The following is a 15,667-nucleotide window of genomic DNA, read 5'->3' on the forward strand; positions in this document are numbered from 1 at the left end:
CCGGTCCCGCCCCCGATGCGCGCCGCGCTCGATGCCGCCGCCGCCGCCGCCGCGCGCGGGGAGGTGCCGGTCGGCGCCGCGATCGTGCGCGCCGGCACGATCATCGCCACCTCCGCCAACGCGCCCCGCACCCGCCACGATCCCACCGCGCATGCCGAGATGCTCGCGATTCGCGCCGCCGCCGCGGCGATCGGCGACGACCGGCTCGGCGACTGCGACCTGTGGGTGACGCTCGAGCCGTGCGCGATGTGCGCGGGCGCTATCGCCCACGCGCGCATCGCCCGGCTCTATTATGGCGCGGGCGATCCGAAGGGCGGCGCGGTCGAGCACGGCCCGCGCCTGTTCACGCACCCCACGATCCACCACCGCCCGGAAATCTACCCCGGCATCGCCGAGCGCGAGGCGGCGGCGCTGCTCCGCGACTTCTTCGCGCGGCGCCGCTGATCTTCCGCGCGAGCGGGGGGATCAGCGCAGATCGCTCTCCGGGATCGGGACGATCTTGATCTCCACGCGCCGATTGGCCGCGCGGCCCTCCTCGGTCTCGTTGTTGGCGATCGGCTGGGTCTTGCCGAACCCGCGCGTCGCGATGCGCGCGCCGTTCACCCCGTGCGTGACGAGGTAATCCGCCACCGCCACCGCGCGCCGTTCGGACAGCCCCTGGTTGTACGCGTCCGATCCGATCGCATCGGTATGGCCGTAGATATCGATATAGGTCCGGTCATATTGGCCGAGCACCCGCGCGACATCGTCGAGCGTGTGCTGGAACGCCGGCGCGACCGTGTCGCTGTTATAGGCGAAGTTGATTCCCGAAGGGATGCTGAGGATCAGGTCGTCGCCGCGCCGGATCACGCGGACCTCGGTGCCGGCGGTGCGCTCGCGCAGGTCGCGCTCCTGCTTGTCCATGTACGATCCGATCGCCGCGCCGGCGAGCCCGCCGATCCCCGCGCCCGCGATCTTGGCGGTGCGGTCGTGCCGCCCGCCGACCAGATCGCCGAGCAGATAGCCGCCGAGCGCGCCGCCGATCCCGCCGATCGCGGTGTTCGAAAGACGCTGCCGCCCGGTCTCGGGATCGGTCACGCAGGCGGTGGTGGCGAGCAGCGCGGCGAGCGCCGCGACCGTGGTGAAGCGCGCGGCATGGCGCATGATGATCGGTCCCTTTCCTTCCCGGCGGCACCCGCCGCCGGCCCGTACCGCCCAACCATTCCGCTCCCGCGTCTGTTCCGCAAGCGAATTGATCGTGCGCGCGGCGGTTGTGAAGCGGCGCGATTCGCGTCAAAGGGGGTATGGCGCCATGCACCCTCTCTCTCCCTTCCCGTGGATCGACGTCGCGATCATCGTCGCGTTGATCGTCCTGAACGGCCTGTTCGCGATGTCCGAACTCGCGATCGTCTCGGCGCGGCGCGCCCGGCTGGAGGCGATGGCCCGCGCCAGGGTGCGCGGCGCCGAGACCGCGCTGAGGCTCGCCGCCGATCCCGGCAAGATCCTGTCGACCACGCAGATCGGCATCACGCTGATCGGAATCCTCGCCGGCGCCTATTCGGGCGCGAGCCTGGGCCAGCCGGTCGCGGCGCGGCTGCAATGGCTCGGCCTGCCCCCGCAGACCACCGAATCGCTCGGCTTCGCGCTGGTGATCGGGCTCACCACCTATGCCTCGCTGGTGATCGGCGAGCTCGTCCCCAAGCAGATCGCGCTGCGTGCGCCCGAACGGATCGCGGCGATGGCGGCGGGGCCGGTGCTGGCGCTCGCCTGGGGGACCGCGCCGGTGGTGTGGCTGCTCGATTCGTCGAGCGCGCTGCTGTTCCGGCTGATGCGGCTCGATCGCAAGACCGAGGAGCATGTCACCGCCGAGGAACTCCATCTCATCGTCGCCGAGGCGAGCAAGTCGGGCGTGATCGAGGAGCATGAGCGCTCGATCATCTCGGGCGTGGTGCGGCTGGCCGACCGGCCGGTGCGCGAGGTGATGACCCCGCGCACCGATGTCGAATGGATCGACGCGACGCTGAGTGATCGTGGCGACGAGGCCGGCGTGCGCGCCGCCTTGATGGTCGCCTCGCACAGCCGGCTGCCGGTGGCGGAAGGCTCGGTCGACAAGGTCGTCGGCGTGGTGCAGGCGCGCGACGTGGCGGTCGCGCTGTTTCGCGGCGAACCGCTCGATCTGCGCGCGCTGATGCGTTCGGCGCCGGTGGTGCTCGATCAGATCGACGCGATGGACGCGCTCGACGCGCTGCGCCAGGCCGAGGTGCCGATGGCGCTGATCCACGATGAATACGGCCACTTCGAAGGCATCGTCACCCCCGCCGATCTGCTCGCCGCGATCGCGGGCGAATTCGCCTCCGATGCCGATCCCGACGACGAACCCTCGGTGGTGGAGCGCGACGACGGCTCGCTGCTCGTCGCCGGCCACATGGCCGCCGACGCGCTCGCCGAGCGGCTGTGCATCGACCTGCCCGAAGACCGCGATTATGCCACCGTCGCCGGCCTCGCGCTCGCCAAGTTCCGCCACCTGCCCGGCGAGGGCGAGCATTTCACTGAACAGGGCTGGAAATTCGAAGTCGTCGATCTCGACGGCCGCCGCATCGACAAATTGCTGGTGAGTCGGGCGTAACGTCGCCCCGGCGCAGGCCGGGGCCGCTGCACGACGTGACGACCCGGCTGCCCAAAACGCAACGGCCCCGCCCTCCGCCGAGGCGACGACAGATAGGCGAAAAAACCCAGCCCCAGCCGCGCGCGACCTCGCCCGGCGCGAACGCACGCGATTTCACCCCAGCAACGCCTCGCCGCGATACGGCTTGCGATGCACGCCCACCGCCAACGCGCCACCGAGAACCGGCAGCACCACCGCGCATATTATCATCCACACAGGATGCGGCAGCGTCAGCACATTGGCGAGCGCGGCCGCCATCACCGCGGCGACGACGATCCCCGCGGCCACGCGGCGATCGCACACGCGCAGACCCAGCCACGCGCCGCCGAACGCGCCGATCGGCCAGCCGGCGACGATGAGCAGTTTCGCGGCCAAGGGCATGTCGGCGACGACGCCGGCCAGCGTCGCGGGGTCGGCATTGTCGAGGGCCGGCAGCGGATATAGCGCGGTCTCGATCGATTCGGCGGCGCCGACGATCAGCAATGCCGCGGCCACGCCGAACACGATCCCCAGCACTGTCCGCATATACTCTCCCGCGCGTCTCGCGAACGGGCGCTATAGCCCGGCGCCGCGCCGGAACAATCAGCCGTGCGCGCGGGTGCCGTGGTTCTGCGCGAGCCGCTCGCCCTTCGCCTGGCATGCCGCCGAGACGACCGGATAGTCGAGGTCGCTGTTGCGCGCCAGCACCGCCGGCATCGCTGCCTGGCATTGTTCGATCGAGCGATATTGCACGGTCTCGATCCGCGTCTGCGCGCATTGCGCGCTGCCGTCGCCGCAGCCCAGGATCGCCATGACGTAGAAGAGCGGTTCCATGAACGCCTCCGGTTCGCTTGGGGGCGGTCTCGCCGGCCCGCCATCAGGAGGTAAAGCGACCGGGCGGGCCGCTGGTTCCATGAGACGCTTCCGATACGGCTTGACCACGCCTACATTCGGTCACGATGCCTCCCGAAACCTTCACCTCCGACGCGCGCGAGCGCCCGCTGCTGCCGACGCTGCGCCGCTTCCTGCCCTATCTATGGCCCGCCGGCGCGCCCGCGCTGAAGCTGCGCATCGTCGCGGCGATGCTGCTCGTCATCGCGTCCAAGCTGGTCCAGGTCTATGGCGCGCCGTTCGCGCTGCAAGGCGCGATCGACGGCATGGCCGGGCACCGCCCCGCGCCCGATCTCACCACGCTCGTCTGCCTGATGGTCGTCGGCTATGCCGCCGCGCGTTTCGGCTCGGTGGTGTTCGACAACCTGCGCAACGCGGTGTTCGAGCGCGTCGGGCAGGATGCCACGCGGCGGCTGGCGGCGACGGTGTTCCGCCATCTCCACCAGCTCAGCCTGCGCTTCCACCTTGAACGCCGCACCGGCGCGGTCACCAAGGTGGTCGAGCGCGGCACCAAGAGCATCGACACGATGCTCTATTTCCTGCTGTTCAACATCGCGCCGACCGTCCTCGAACTCGCGCTCGTCATCGGCATCTTCTGGACCAAGTTCGGAGTGTGGCTGGTCGCCGGCACTTTGGTGATGGTCGGCGTCTATATCTGGTTCACCCGCGCCGTCACCGATTGGCGCGCCGCGCTGCGCACGCGGATGAACGATCTCGATACCGGCGCTGTCGCGCACGCGGTCGATTCGCTGCTCAATTTCGAAACGGTCAAATATTTCGGCGCCGAGGAACGCGAGGCGAAGCGCTACGACCGGGCGATGGCGCTCTATGCCAATGCGGCGGTCAAATCGGAGAATTCGCTGGCCTGGCTCAACGTCGGCCAGGCAGCGATCACCAATCTGATGATGGCGGGGGGCATGCTGCTCGTCGTGATCGGCTGGAGCCAGGGGCGTTTCACCGCCGGCAACGTCGTGCTGGTGTCGACGCTGCTCAGCCAGTTGTTCCGCCCGCTCGATCTGCTCGGCATGGTGTATCGCACGATCCGCCAAGGCGTGCTCGACATGGGCGCGATGTTCGATCTGGTCGACACGCCGAGCGAGGTGGTCGATCCCCAGGGCGCGCCGCCGCTCGCGGTGGCGCGCGGGCATGTCCGCTTCGAGAACGTGCGCTTCGGCTATGATGCCGGCCAGCCGATCCTCAAGGGCATCGACCTCGATATCCCGGCGGGCACCACGCTCGCGGTGGTCGGGCCGTCGGGCGCGGGCAAATCGACGCTCGCGCGGCTGATGTACCGGTTCTACGATCTCACCGGCGGGCGCATCACCATCGACGGGCAGGATATCGCGCAGGTGACGCAGGCGAGCCTGCGCGCCGCGATCGGCATCGTCCCCCAGGATACGGTGCTGTTCAACGACACGATCGGCTATAATATCGCTTATGGCCGCGAGGGCGCGAGCGCGACCGAGATCGAGGCCGCCGCGCGCGGCGCCGCGATCGCGGGCTTCATCGAACGCCAGCCGCAGGGCTATGAAACGCGCGTCGGCGAGCGCGGGCTCAAGCTTTCGGGCGGCGAGAAGCAGCGCGTCGCGATCGCGCGCACCCTGCTCAAGGATCCGCCGATCCTGATCCTCGACGAAGCCACCTCCGCGCTCGACAGCCGCACCGAGGGCGAGATCCTCGACACGCTCCAGGCGATCGAACGCGGGCGCACCACCATCGTCATCGCCCACCGCCTCTCCACCGTGGTCCACGCCGACGAGATCGTCGTGCTCGAGGCGGGCGAGGTCAAGGAACGTGGCACCCACGCCGAACTGCTGCGCCGCGACGGCCTCTATGCCGAGATGTGGAACCGGCAGGCGCAGGAACGCGCCGAGGAAGCGCTCGCCGCCGAATAACCGCGTCGCTGAAACGCCTCGCTACGACGTTCGGCCCGTTGCGCTGGCGCGTGCGCTGGTGCAACAGGCGGATCGTTACGCGCAGGGTAATCAAGGTTGCAACCGCCTGCGCCGGAGACTGTGAATGACCGACGCCGAACCGGTGGAACCGGCCAAGCCGCTCCCCCGCACCCCCGGAGAGCGTTTGCGCGAAGCCCGCGAGGCGCAGGGCCTCTCGCTCGACGAGGTCGCCGCGCGCACCCGCGTGCCGCTGCGCCAGCTTCAGGCGATCGAGGACGGCAATTACGCCGCGCTCCCCTCGATCACCTATTCGGTCGGCTTCGCCAAGGCCTATGCGCGCGCGGTCGGCGCCGACGAGGTCTCGATCGCGCGCGATGTCCGCGCGCAGAACACGCACCAGCCCGCGGTGCGCCGCACCGAATATGTCGCCTACGAACCCGATGAGCCCAAGCGCGAGCCGAGCGGGCTCGTCGCGGTGGTCGGCGTCGCGCTCGCGCTGCTGCTGCTGATCGCCGCCGGGCTGTGGTTCGGCACCACCTGGTTCCGTGGCGACAGCGCCGCGCCCGCCGCCGCGACCGACACCGCCGCGCAGACCGCCGTGCCCGAGGCCCCGGCGACGCCGGCGCCCGTGCCGGCCGGCGGCCAGGTCACGCTCACCGCCAAGGATGACGTGTGGCTGCGCATCTACGACCGTGACGGCACGGTCTATGAGAACACGCTGAAGCCCGGCGACAGCTATGCGGTGCCGCAGGACCGGGCCGGGCTGATGATCAACGTCGGCCGCCCCGACAAGCTCACCGTCACCGTCAACGGCAGCGCGGTGCCCGCGCTCGGCGACGGCAGGGTTCCGATCAAGGACGTGCCGATCAGCGCCTCGGCGCTGCTCGCGCGCGGCAACGCCGCCGCGCCGGTGGCCGCCGCGACCCCGCCCGCCGCCGCCAGCCCCGCCGCCCGGGCCGCCCCGCGCGCGACCCCGCGCCACCGCGAGAGCGCGGCGGAAGCGAACGCCGCGGCGCTCAACATCGCCGCGCCCGCATCGGCACCGCCGGCACCCGCCGCGACGCCGGCTCCGTAAAGGCTGGCGACAGGCGGCGTGGCTTAGAGCTATAGCGAGCGGCAGCGGACTTGCGAGGGATGGGAATGCGTAGACGGATTTTGGCCTGGGTTCTGCTGGCGGGCAGCGCGTGCGCGGCGGCCCCGGCGTTCGGCCAGGCCTCGGCGGTCGAGAGCCGCGTCGGCAAGCTCGAAAGCGAGATGCGCGCGGTCCAGCGCAAGGTCTTTCCGGGCGGCGCCGGCCAATATCTCGAACCCGAGATCAAACCCGCCGCACCCGAGGATATCCCCGGCAGCCCGTCGGGCAGCCCGCTGTCCGATCTCACCGCGCGCGTCAACGCGCTCGAGAGCCAGTTGACCGGCATCACCGGCCAGATCGAGACGACGCAGCACCGCACGCAGGTGCTCGAGGATGCGTTCAACGCCTATAAGCGCAGCACCGACGCGCGCATCAAGGCACTGGAGGACGCCGCCGGAGGCGCCGGCGCCGGGTCGCCCGCGCCGATCGCCGACACGTCGGACACGCCGCCGCCCCGCGCCGGCGGCAAGCCCGGTGCGGGCGTCAAGCAGCCCGCCGCGCGCCCGGGCAAGACCGCCGAGGCCGAAGACGGCGCGCCCCCCACCACCGATCCCGCGCGCCAGAAGCAGCTCGCCGCGATCGAGCGCCCAAAAACGGGCGACGCCGCCGAGGACGCCTATCTCTACGGCTACCGGCTGTGGCAGGCGAAAATGTACCCGGAGGCCGAGGCGCAGTTCAAGCTCGTCACCGCCACCTACCCCAAGCACAAGCGCGCGAGCTACGCGCAGAACCTGCTCGGCCGATCCTATCTCGAAGACGGCAAGCCGAGCCTCGCCAGCCTCGCCTTCTACGACAATTACAAGAAATGGCCCGATGGCGAGCGCGCGCCCGACAGCCTCTATTATCTCGGCCAGTCGCTGGTCCGGCTCGGCAAGCCCGCGGCGGATGTCTGCAAGGTCTATCGCGAGCTCGAGGACGTCTATGGCGCCAAGCTCAGCGACGCGATGAAGGGCGATGTCACGCGCGCCAAGGCGCAATCGAAATGCGCGTGATGTGATCGCGCTCGAACCGGCGCCGGTCGCGCGGTTCGGGGCGGATTGCGAACGGCTGCTCGGCGCGCCGCTCGGCGAGCGCCGGCTGGCGCTGGCGGTCTCGGGCGGGCCGGACAGCATGGCGATGCTCGCGCTCGCGGCGGCGGCGTTTCCCGGCCGGGTGACGGCGGCGACGGTCGATCACGCGCTGCGCGCGGCGAGCGCCGACGAGGCGGCGATGGTCGCCGCCCATTGCGCCACGCTCGGCGTGCCCCATGCGACGCTCGCCATCGCCGAGCCGCGCCCCGCCACCGGCAACCTCCACGCCTGGGCGCGCGCGCGCCGCTACGCGCTGCTGCTGCGCTGGGCCGCGCAGGCCGGCTGCGCCGCGCTGCTCACCGCGCATCACGCCGACGACCAGGCCGAGACCTTCTTGATGCGCGCCGCGCGCGGCTCGGGCGTGGCGGGGCTGGCCGGCATCCGCGCGCGCCAGCCGGGTGGCCCGCCGATCATCCGCCCGCTGCTCGGATGGCGGCGCGCCGAGCTGCGCGCGATCGCTGCCGCCGCCGCCGTGCCGTTCGTCGATGATCCGAGCAACCGCGATCCCGTGTTCGAACGCGCCCGCGTCCGCGCGACGCTCGCCGCGATCGACTGGCTCGATCCGCTCCGCCTCGCCGCCGCCGCCGCCCACGCCGCCGAGGCCGAGGACGCGCTCGCCGCGCTGACCGAAATCTTCTGGACGCAGCGCGCGGTGGAGACGCCCGGCGCGGTGGCGCTCACCGTCGCCGGCCTGCCGCGCGAGATCCGCCGCCGCCTCGCCGCGCGCGCGCTCCGCGCGATCGACCCGGCGACCGCCACCGACAATATCGAGTCGCTGCTCGAATCGCTCGAATCGGGCAAACGCGCGACGCAGGGGCGCGTCCTCGCCGCCCCGGCGCGCGAAATCTGGCGATTCGGCCCCGCCCCGCCACGCCGATCACACCAATCGGCGTAAGTAATGGCTCTGTTCCATTGCCATTAACATCAGGCTGCTTATCTTGGACGTTCGAAAGGTAGCGTATCCATGAACGATAACGACAAGCGGCCCGGCCCCGACAATGGGGGCGGTAATCCCTGGATGAAGAGCCTGCTGATCTGGGTCGGCATCCTGGTCGCGCTTGCGATGTTCGTCATGTTGCTCGACACGCGCGACGTCGCGAACGGCAACAACACGATCGCATATTCGGCGTTTCTGGATAAGGTCGAATCGCATACCATCAAGGACGTCAACGTCGCCGGTGAGGTCATCACCGGCACGCAGACCGATGGCAGCAAGTTCCGCACCTATGCGATCCCGTCCGATCTGCAGTTGACCGACCGGCTGCGCAAGGCCGGCGTCGAGATCAACGCCAAGCCCGATGAAGGCTCGCCCTTCTGGCAGATCATGCTGATGCAGTCGCTGCCGTTCCTGTTGTTCCTCGGCATCGCCTATTTCGTGTTGCGCCAGATGCAGAAGGGCTCCGGCTCGGGCGCGATGGGCTTCGGCAAGAGCCGCGCCAAGATGCTCACCCAGCGCGACGGCAAGGTGACGTTCGACGATGTCGCCGGCATCGACGAGGCGCGCGAGGAGTTGCAGGAGATCGTCGAGTTCCTCAAGGATCCGACCAAATTCGCCCGCCTCGGCGGCAAGATCCCCAAGGGCGCGTTGCTGGTCGGCTCGCCCGGCACCGGCAAGACCTTGCTCGCGCGCGCCATCGCGGGCGAGGCGGGCGTGCCGTTCTTCACCATCTCGGGCTCGGACTTCGTCGAGATGTTCGTCGGCGTCGGCGCGAGCCGCGTGCGCGACATGTTCGAACAGGCCAAGAAGTCGGCGCCGTGCATCGTCTTCATCGACGAGATCGACGCGGTCGGCCGCCATCGTGGCGCTGGCCTCGGCAATGGCAATGACGAGCGCGAACAGACGCTCAACCAGTTGCTGGTCGAGATGGACGGGTTCGAGGCCAACGAAGGCATCATCATCATCGCGGCGACCAACCGCCCCGACGTGCTCGATCCCGCGCTGCTGCGTCCGGGCCGGTTCGATCGCCAGGTGCAGGTGCCGCGTCCTGACATCGAGGGCCGCGTCAAGATCCTCCAGGTTCATATGAAGAAGGTGCCGCTCGCGCTCGACGTCGATCCGCGCACCATCGCGCGCGGCACGCCGGGCTTCTCGGGCGCCGATCTCGCCAACCTCCTCAACGAGGCCGCGTTGCTCGCGGCGCGGCGCGGCAAGCGGCTCGTCGCCGCCGCCGAGTTCGACGACGCGCGCGACAAGGTGATGATGGGTGCCGAGCGCCGTTCGATGGTGATGACCGACGACGAGAAGCGGATGACCGCCTATCACGAAGCCGGCCACGCGCTCGTCTTCGCGCACGAGCCGACCGCGGATCCGATCCACAAGGCGACGATCATCCCGCGCGGCTTCGCGCTGGGCATGGTCCAGCCGCTGCCCGAACGCGACACCTACAGCTATCACCGCGACAAAATGCACGCCGATATCGCCGTGGCGTTCGGTGGCCGCATCGCGGAAGAGCTGGTGTTCGGCTTCGACAAGGTCAGCTCGGGCGCCTCGAACGACATCATGCAGGCGACTCGGCTCGCGCGCGCGATGGTGACGAAGTGGGGCCTGTCCGACCGGCTCGGCCCGCTCGACTTCAGCGATAGCGAGGACAGCTTCACCGGCTATGCCGCGCCGCGTGCCGGCAAGGCGATGTCGGACGAGACCGCGCGGCTGATCGACAGCGAGGTCAAGCGCTTCGTCGAACAGGGGCTGGAGCGCGCGCGCCAGATCCTGACCGACCATATCGATCAGTTGCACCTCATCGCCAATGCGCTGCTCGAACTCGAGACGCTCACCGGCGAGGACATCAAGCGCCTGATCGCCGGCGAGGATCTCGACCGCCCCGACAGCAACGCGCCGACCGTGGTGCTGCCGAGCAGCGGCACCTCGATCCCCAAGACGCGCCGTGGCAAGGGGCCCGGCCCGTTCGGCAACCCGCTGCCGGCGTGAGATTTTGGGGCCACCCGGCGGTTCGTCCGCCGGGTGGCCCGTCCCGTCCCCGCACGATCACCCGCGCCCCGCGTCCTACAGCGCGCGCGACAGCCGCACCGCGCGCGCGATCCACGGCGGGTTCGTCACGAGCTGCGGGCGCGCGCGCGGCTCGAACGGCAGGATCTGCAACCGCGCACCCTCCTCGTCGCGCTCCTGCCCGATCAGCCGCCCGAACACGAACCGCCCCGCCGGCTTCGGCACCAGCACGTCGCGGTTGAGCGCGGTCGCGAACGCCTCGGGCGCCAGCCGCTCGCACCAGATCTCGTCCCCCGCGCGGTAATCGCCGATTCCGGCCGCCACCGTCACCGCGATCAGCCCCGGCGCGGCGGCGGGCGCGACGACGCTCGCCGGGCGGCGCGGCGCGTGCGCCCCGCCCGCCTCGATCACCGCCGCGACCGGAATGTCGGCCCGGTCGGGCAAGCGCACGAGGTCCGCCGCCGTCACGCCGAGCGCCGCCGCGATCCGGTTGAGCCACGCGACCGATACGGTGCGCGTGCCCGTCTCCAGCCGTCCGATCGTCTGCGCCGTGGTGGCCGGCGAGCACGCGCGCGCGACATCCTCGAGCGTCATCCCCTTGGCGCGTCGAACCTCGCGAATGGCGGTTATCATCGGGTGTAATGAACCACGTTGGTTTTCCCCTGTCCTACAGCGGCATCGCCGTGCCACCCGCTTCCTATTGTATTCAGGAGGAATTTCAATGCGTGAGCGGGTGGAACAGGCAATCGACGCAGATGGCGTGCGAAGTGAGACGGTTAGCCGGCGCGGACGCAGCGTGACCGTCAACGTCGCCGAGTCGCCGCTCGGCTGGCTGCGCGCGCGCGGGCTGGTCGATGCGCGCCAGTTCGAAGCGGGCGAGCGGCTCCGCGACGATTACGAAACGGCGGCGCTCGCGCCCGCCGTCACGATGCGCTGGGCGCCGCGCGTCGATGGCGGTGCGGCCGGCGGCCTCGATCCAACAACCGCGCGGATCGCCGCCAAGCGCCGCTTCGACGCGGCGGTCGCGGCGGCCGGGCCGGGGCTCTCCGACATCCTCTGGCGCGTCATCTGCGCCGGCGAAGCGCTCCCCGCCGCCGAGAAGGCGCTCGGCTGGCCGACCCGCGCCGGCCGCCTCGTCCTCACCCTCGCGCTGGACCGGCTGGCGGCGCACTACCGGCTGTCGTCATAGACGACGTTAGCGATGTTTGCGCCGGCTCGCTCCCCACGAGCCGGCGATATGCCCAGCCGATCCCGATCAGCGCGAAGCCCAGCCCCATGAACGACAGGATTCGCAAAATCCCTTCGAGCGCGGCGGCGTCGATCAGGAACACCTTCAGCGTCACCGCCGTCAGCAGCGCCAGCCCCGCGACGCGCAGGTCGGCGGCGCGGTCGCGAATGCCGATCCCGAGCCACACGATTGCCAGCCCGAGCAGCGCCGCCGAATAGAGCCAGGTCTCCGTGCGGTCGACCGCCCCGGTCAGGATCGTGCCATGCGCGGCCTGCCGGACCGTCGCCGCCACCGCGACGAGCACCGCCGCCAGCAAGGCAATCAGCCCGCGACGATCGTTCCGCCACGGCCACAGCCACGCCGCGATCAGCGCGGCATCGAGCGTCGCCAGATTGAACACCGGCACCGCGCCCACCGCCTGCGCCACGAACGCCGGATCGAGGATCAGCAGGTCGAACCACACGAACCGCGCGAGCCCGACCACCAGCAGCGCCCGCGACAACGCGGGCTGCCGCGCCCGCATCGCCCAGGCCGCAGCCAGGAACGCCTGCGTGATGGCGACCCGCTCCGCCATGCCGAGCGCCGTGAACCGCGCGGCATCGCCGATCGCGAGCGGCTGCTTGGCGAGCGCGTAGAGCGTGACGATGCCGACCGCCGCCACCGCGAGGATCGCCCGCCGCCGCCACGCGGGCGCGATCGGCCGCCGCCACGTCAGCGCCCCCGCGATCAGCGCGGCCGGCAGCGTCAGCTCGCGCAGGATCGTCGCGATCGGCGGGAGCAGCAGGAACGGCAGACGATCGCCGAGGATCGACCAGCCGACGAGCCGGAGCAGATCGGCGAGCGGATGCCACGCGAACGCCAGCGTCGCGACACCGGCCGCCACGCTCGCGCCCGGCAGGGGCAGCCGCGCCGCGATGACGAGCGCCGTGGCCAGTCCGAGTCCGGCCGCATGCCACGGTGCGGGAAGGGCGGCCGGCAACAGCGACAGCCCGATCGCCAAGCCGATCCAGCCCAGCAGGGCGCGACCGATCCGATCGGTCAGCAGCCAACCGGTCGCCGCGATCATCCCCGCCGGCAACAGCCCGAGCGCGAGCAGGTCCGCGAGCGGCGGTGCCGGCGCCGCCGTGAGGACACTCGCCACATACGCCCGCGCCGCTCCGCTGGTCAGCACGACGGCGGCGGCGGTCGCCAACGCCGGCGCCATCGCGAGCCGGCCCAGCGCGGCGTCCCCCGCCCGCCTCGACCAGCCCGCCAGCGCGACGCCGATCGCGAGCCACGCCGGCCAGCGCCACGGATCGGGCAGCACCTCCGCCGCCGCGACGCCCGCGAGCAAAGCCGCCGCCGCCGCACCGCCGACGAGGTCGGGCGAAACCCGCAGGAGCGGATTCGCCGCTGCGCGCCCACGCCAACTGATCGCGGCACAAGCGAGCGCGAGCGCGAACAGCACCGCACCCCAAACCACCGGCGCGAGCAGCGACGGGGCGAAGGCAATGCTCACCAGCGCCGGTCCGGCGGCTCCGCCGACCGCGATCATCGCCCAAAGCGCGCTCTGCCGGAGCAAGACATGGCCGGACACCGCGAACAGCACCGTGATCGCCACCGCCGCCCACGCGGCTGCGCCATGCACGGGCTGAAGCAAGGCCGCCGCGAGCAGCATCAACACCAGCGCGAGCGCGGCACCCGCGCCGGGCGCCAGCTTAGCGTCGCGCCAGCCGAGCCACAGCGCCGCCGCGCTCAGCAGCAGATACAATCCCCACGACAGGCCGGAGAAATCGAGCGCCGGCGCCAGCACCAGCAGTTGCACTAACCCGGCGACCAGCGGCACGAGCCGCAGCCACGGCCGCCGCGAGGATGCCCCGGCGCCCGGCAACGCCAGCGTCGCGCCGACCGCGAGCAACAGCACGAAACCGCCCACACCGGCAAGCGCCCCGCCCGGCATCATCGCGATCAGCAGGTTCGCCCAAGCGAAGCCGCCGCCGCACGCCGCCAGCGCCAGCCACGCCCAGCCGCGCCGGATCGCCAGGCCGAACAAGGCCGCGATCAACAGCGCGAGATACACGAGCAGCGGCCCGACCCCGCCAGCGCCCAAACCCGCCAGCAACGGTGCGACAAAGCCGCCGATCAGCGCCATGATCGCGGTCGGCGAACCATGCCGCAACGCGAGGCCCAGCGCCGCCAGCGTCACCGCCGCCATCAGCGCGAACGCCGGCGCGGTGCCGATCAGGTGATACAAGGCCGCGCCGACATACAGCGCCGCGTACAGGCTGGCGGTGCCCGCACCCGCCAGCACCTGGCCGACACGCGGATCGTCGCGGGTGGCGGGCAGACGGCGCGCAACCTCGCTGCCCGCGATCAGCAACAGGCCGAACAGCCCGGCGAGCGACGTGCGCGCGGCCGGCCCGAGCAATCCGCTCTCGATCGAATAGCGCACAAGGAAGAACGCCGACAGCACCAGCGCCGCACCGCCGATCCAGATCGGCAGCTTGCCGCCGACAATGCTCTCGAAGCTGATCCGCGCCGGCTGGGGCGCACGGCGCGGCGGCGGCACGGATTCGGGGGGCGGCACGGCGGCCTCGGGGAGCGGTGGCGCGATCGTCTCCGTTGGCGCGACCTTGATCGGCCCCTCGGGCAACCGCACGCGGGCGGACGCGCGCCCGGCCCGATGCTCGGGCGCCACCATGGGCTCGCGCGCCGTCTCATCGCGCCGCAGGTCGAGCACCTCGGTCTCCAGAGCGCGCACGCGCATGAGCAGGTTGCGGACCATCAACCCCAGCACGACGACCGCGATCAGCAACACTTCGGTCATCGTCGCTCCATGACACTCAATCAAACCAATAGCATGCTCGACGCCCGACACGAACTTTCGTCGATGGTATCGCGGCGCGCCGACTTGCGCTAACGCGGTCGGCATGCAGATCGACTTCGTGAAATGCCATGGTTCGGGCAATGATTTCCCGCTGATCGACGCGCGCGACGGCACCGTAGCGGAGCGCGATTGGCCAGGGATTGCGCGCGCGCTCGCCGATCGTGCCGGGCCGGTCGGCGGCGACGGGCTGCTGCTGCTGACCACGGGCGACGAGGAACACGCTTTTGGCATGCGCATGTTCAACAGCGACGGCAGCGAGGCCGAGACGTGTCTCAACGGCTTGCGCTGCGTGGCGCGCGCGGGGTTCGAGCGGCTCGGCCTGGATACCGCGACCGTGCGGCTCAAGACCTCGCAGGCGACCGTCGCGCGCGATCCCGATCTCGCGCCCGGGGTGGTGACGATCCGAGAAATTGCCGGCCCCGCGACGCGCGACGTGACCACCTGGCCGCTTCATGGCGCGGGAACGGAGATCATCGAAGCGCCGATCGCGACGCTCGGGAGTGAGCGCGCGTTCACGGCGATCGCCATTCCGAACCCGCATCTGATCGCCTTTGTCGGGGCGGCGGATGACAGCGAGCTGACCGCGATCGGCGGCGTTTGCGAAGCCGCGCCCGCTTGGTTGCCCAACCGCGCCAACGTCAGCTTCGTCGAGGTGCGCGAAACCGGCCTGTTCGTGCGCACCTTCGAGCGCGGCGTCGGGCTCACCAACAGTTGCGGCAGCGCGATGGCCGCCTCGACCTATGCGGCCTGTCTGACCGGCCGCGCGGAGTTCGGGCGCGAAATCGCGGTGTTCAACCGCGGCGGACTGGTGCGCGCGCAGGCTGAAGACGACGGCATGGTGCGATTGTCGGGCAATGCCACAGTCGAATGGGCCGGCACGATCACCGTTGATCCCGCGACGGCGAGCACGCGCGATCTCGTCGTATCGGCGCGCTTCGATGCCGAGCGAGCCGCCTGGAACCGAGCCGTGGAAACGCTGTGCGACGACGGCTAAGCCCCGGTTCAGCCAGTTTGT

Annotated in this window: 14 protein-coding genes; 9 read left to right on the top strand and 5 right to left on the bottom strand. The window is 70.8% G+C overall.

Annotated features, from left to right (window positions below; genetic code table 11):
• Positions 1 to 15: 15 nt before the first annotated feature.
• Positions 16 to 444: a nucleoside deaminase gene (locus tag PX554_RS07435; protein WP_275500975.1), complete on the top strand. Its 429-nt coding sequence runs from the start codon at positions 16 to 18 to the stop codon at positions 442 to 444.
• Positions 445 to 465: 21 nt separating this feature from the next.
• Here PX554_RS07435 and PX554_RS07440 read toward each other — a convergent pair whose 3' ends face one another.
• Positions 466 to 1,143, bottom strand: coding sequence for a YiaD family glycine zipper/OmpA-like lipoprotein (locus tag PX554_RS07440; protein WP_275500329.1), 678 nt, complete (start codon positions 1,141 to 1,143; stop codon positions 466 to 468).
• Between the two features lie 148 nt (positions 1,144 to 1,291).
• Between PX554_RS07440 and PX554_RS07445 the strand changes: the two genes are divergently transcribed.
• Entirely contained in the window at positions 1,292 to 2,605 is a 1,314-nt protein-coding gene (locus tag PX554_RS07445; RefSeq protein WP_093223043.1) for a hemolysin family protein, read from the top strand.
• Between the two features lie 153 nt (positions 2,606 to 2,758).
• On the opposite strand, the gene PX554_RS07450 is transcribed toward PX554_RS07445, so the two are convergent.
• Positions 2,759 to 3,169 (bottom strand): hypothetical protein, encoded by a 411-nt coding sequence (locus tag PX554_RS07450; RefSeq protein WP_275500334.1) that lies wholly within the window; start codon positions 3,167 to 3,169, stop codon positions 2,759 to 2,761.
• A gap of 57 nt (positions 3,170 to 3,226) precedes the next feature.
• Positions 3,227 to 3,457 carry a hypothetical protein gene (locus PX554_RS07455; RefSeq protein WP_093223041.1) on the bottom strand — a complete coding sequence of 77 codons (231 nt, stop codon included), beginning with the start codon at positions 3,455 to 3,457 and terminating at the stop codon, positions 3,227 to 3,229.
• A gap of 125 nt (positions 3,458 to 3,582) precedes the next feature.
• Between PX554_RS07455 and PX554_RS07460 the strand changes: the two genes are divergently transcribed.
• From PX554_RS07460 to ftsH, 5 genes are all read left to right on the top strand, one after another.
• A complete protein-coding gene (locus tag PX554_RS07460; protein ID WP_275500337.1) occupies positions 3,583 to 5,409 on the top strand; it encodes an ABCB family ABC transporter ATP-binding protein/permease in 1,827 nt (608 codons plus the stop codon).
• A 124-nt stretch (positions 5,410 to 5,533) separates the two neighbouring features.
• The gene (locus tag PX554_RS07465; RefSeq protein ID WP_275500340.1) at positions 5,534 to 6,484 is read left to right on the top strand and encodes a helix-turn-helix domain-containing protein; all 951 of its coding nucleotides are present in this window, start codon (positions 5,534 to 5,536) and stop codon (positions 6,482 to 6,484) included.
• A gap of 65 nt (positions 6,485 to 6,549) precedes the next feature.
• The gene (locus tag PX554_RS07470; protein WP_275500342.1) at positions 6,550 to 7,533 is read left to right on the top strand and encodes a tetratricopeptide repeat protein; all 984 of its coding nucleotides are present in this window, start codon (positions 6,550 to 6,552) and stop codon (positions 7,531 to 7,533) included.
• Position 7,534: 1 nt separating this feature from the next.
• On the top strand, positions 7,535 to 8,506 hold the full coding sequence (tilS, locus tag PX554_RS07475) for a tRNA lysidine(34) synthetase TilS (protein WP_275500344.1): 972 nt from the start codon (positions 7,535 to 7,537) through the stop codon (positions 8,504 to 8,506).
• 69 nt (positions 8,507 to 8,575) lie between these two features.
• On the top strand, positions 8,576 to 10,540 hold the full coding sequence (gene ftsH, locus PX554_RS07480; RefSeq protein ID WP_275500347.1) for an ATP-dependent zinc metalloprotease FtsH: 1,965 nt from the start codon (positions 8,576 to 8,578) through the stop codon (positions 10,538 to 10,540).
• 75 nt (positions 10,541 to 10,615) lie between these two features.
• Here the strand turns inward: ftsH and PX554_RS07485 are convergent, their stop codons facing one another.
• Positions 10,616 to 11,191, bottom strand: a complete 576-nt coding sequence (locus PX554_RS07485) for a helix-turn-helix domain-containing protein (protein ID WP_093223033.1) — start codon at positions 11,189 to 11,191, stop codon at positions 10,616 to 10,618.
• An 88-nt stretch (positions 11,192 to 11,279) separates the two neighbouring features.
• On the opposite strand from PX554_RS07485, the gene PX554_RS07490 reads away from it, so the two are divergent.
• Positions 11,280 to 11,747, top strand: coding sequence for a DUF6456 domain-containing protein (locus PX554_RS07490; protein WP_093223032.1), 468 nt, complete (start codon positions 11,280 to 11,282; stop codon positions 11,745 to 11,747).
• On the opposite strand, the gene PX554_RS07495 is transcribed toward PX554_RS07490, so the two are convergent.
• Positions 11,698 to 14,592, bottom strand: coding sequence for a DUF2339 domain-containing protein (locus PX554_RS07495; RefSeq protein ID WP_275500353.1), 2,895 nt, complete (start codon positions 14,590 to 14,592; stop codon positions 11,698 to 11,700). The two genes, PX554_RS07490 and PX554_RS07495, sit on opposite strands and share 50 nt — an antisense overlap.
• A gap of 103 nt (positions 14,593 to 14,695) precedes the next feature.
• Here PX554_RS07495 and dapF point away from each other — a divergent pair, with 103 nt between their 5' ends.
• Positions 14,696 to 15,646 carry a diaminopimelate epimerase gene (gene dapF / locus PX554_RS07500; protein ID WP_093223029.1) on the top strand — a complete coding sequence of 317 codons (951 nt, stop codon included), beginning with the start codon at positions 14,696 to 14,698 and terminating at the stop codon, positions 15,644 to 15,646.
• The last annotated feature ends 21 nt before the right edge of the window (positions 15,647 to 15,667 follow it).

It is taken from the genome of Sphingomonas pollutisoli, from assembly GCF_029167165.1.
GTDB classification, from domain to species: domain Bacteria; phylum Pseudomonadota; class Alphaproteobacteria; order Sphingomonadales; family Sphingomonadaceae; genus Sphingomonas; species Sphingomonas pollutisoli.

Excerpts from the sequence above, each read along its gene's own strand:
- PX554_RS07470 (WP_275500342.1), top strand. The coding sequence starts at position 6,550 with ATGCGTAGACGGATTTTGGCCTGGGTTCTGCTGGCGGGCAGCGCGTGC.
- PX554_RS07455 (WP_093223041.1), bottom strand. The coding sequence starts at position 3,457 with ATGGAACCGCTCTTCTACGTCATGGCGATCCTGGGCTGCGGCGACGGC.
- PX554_RS07495 (WP_275500353.1), bottom strand. The coding sequence starts at position 14,592 with ATGACCGAAGTGTTGCTGATCGCGGTCGTCGTGCTGGGGTTGATGGTC.
- PX554_RS07460 (WP_275500337.1), top strand. The coding sequence starts at position 3,583 with ATGCCTCCCGAAACCTTCACCTCCGACGCGCGCGAGCGCCCGCTGCTG.
- PX554_RS07435 (WP_275500975.1), top strand. The coding sequence starts at position 16 with ATGCGCGCCGCGCTCGATGCCGCCGCCGCCGCCGCCGCGCGCGGGGAG.
- dapF (WP_093223029.1), top strand. The coding sequence starts at position 14,696 with ATGCAGATCGACTTCGTGAAATGCCATGGTTCGGGCAATGATTTCCCG.
- PX554_RS07465 (WP_275500340.1), top strand. The coding sequence starts at position 5,534 with ATGACCGACGCCGAACCGGTGGAACCGGCCAAGCCGCTCCCCCGCACC.
- ftsH (WP_275500347.1), top strand. The coding sequence starts at position 8,576 with ATGAACGATAACGACAAGCGGCCCGGCCCCGACAATGGGGGCGGTAAT.
- PX554_RS07450 (WP_275500334.1), bottom strand. The coding sequence starts at position 3,169 with ATGCGGACAGTGCTGGGGATCGTGTTCGGCGTGGCCGCGGCATTGCTG.
- PX554_RS07490 (WP_093223032.1), top strand. The coding sequence starts at position 11,280 with ATGCGTGAGCGGGTGGAACAGGCAATCGACGCAGATGGCGTGCGAAGT.
- PX554_RS07440 (WP_275500329.1), bottom strand. The coding sequence starts at position 1,143 with ATGCGCCATGCCGCGCGCTTCACCACGGTCGCGGCGCTCGCCGCGCTG.
- PX554_RS07445 (WP_093223043.1), top strand. The coding sequence starts at position 1,292 with ATGCACCCTCTCTCTCCCTTCCCGTGGATCGACGTCGCGATCATCGTC.
- PX554_RS07485 (WP_093223033.1), bottom strand. The coding sequence starts at position 11,191 with ATGATAACCGCCATTCGCGAGGTTCGACGCGCCAAGGGGATGACGCTC.